This is a genomic window from Paraburkholderia sp. BCC1876, assembly GCF_902833695.1.
In the GTDB taxonomy this organism is placed as follows: domain Bacteria; phylum Pseudomonadota; class Gammaproteobacteria; order Burkholderiales; family Burkholderiaceae; genus Paraburkholderia.
In genome coordinates this window covers 1-554 of record NZ_CADFGI010000045.1, presented here as the reverse complement: position 1 = coordinate 554, position 554 = coordinate 1, and the positions used below count along the sequence as shown (strand labels likewise).

The 554-nt window shown below is 70.8% G+C and carries 1 protein-coding gene; it reads right to left on the bottom strand.

The features are described 5' to 3' along the window. Window positions 1-554 (bottom strand): substrate binding domain-containing protein (locus HWY05_RS37670; protein ID WP_244146811.1); only part of this gene is annotated, 554 nt, incomplete at both ends.

Here is a 554-nt window from a genome sequence, read left to right as displayed (position 1 = left end):
CCGCCGACAGGCCCGACAACCGCCCGATCACCTGCCCCGACAGGACCGCCTCGGTTTCCAGTTGCGCATCGTTGGTCGACAGCATCGGCGGCAGCTCATGTCGGATCACCTCGTCGCCGACCCGCAGCAGCCAGGGCAGCACGCGGCCGCTGCCGGGATGGCGGAACACGCTGCAGCGATGCGAGGCGAGCTGCTCGATCGAAGCCGGCGCGCCGTGCGCGGCCAGGTAGGCCGGCGCCGCGCAGACGATCAGTTGCAGGGCGAACAGGCGGCGCGCGGTGAGCTCGTCCTCCAGCGTGGTGCCGATGCGGAAGCCGACATCGATGCGATCCCGCGCCCAGTTGCCGATGCGATCGTCGAGCGTCACGTCGGGCTGGATTCCGGGATGGCGCCGGCAGAATTCGTCGACCAGCGGCCAGAGCACCGGCAGGAACGAGTATTTCGGCGCGACGATGCGTAGCGGCCCGGCGATCTCGTCCTTCGCGATGCGCGCGCGGTCGATGGCGCGCGCCAGCGCCGCCAGCGCGGGCTGCGTGGTTTCGAGGAACTGCTGG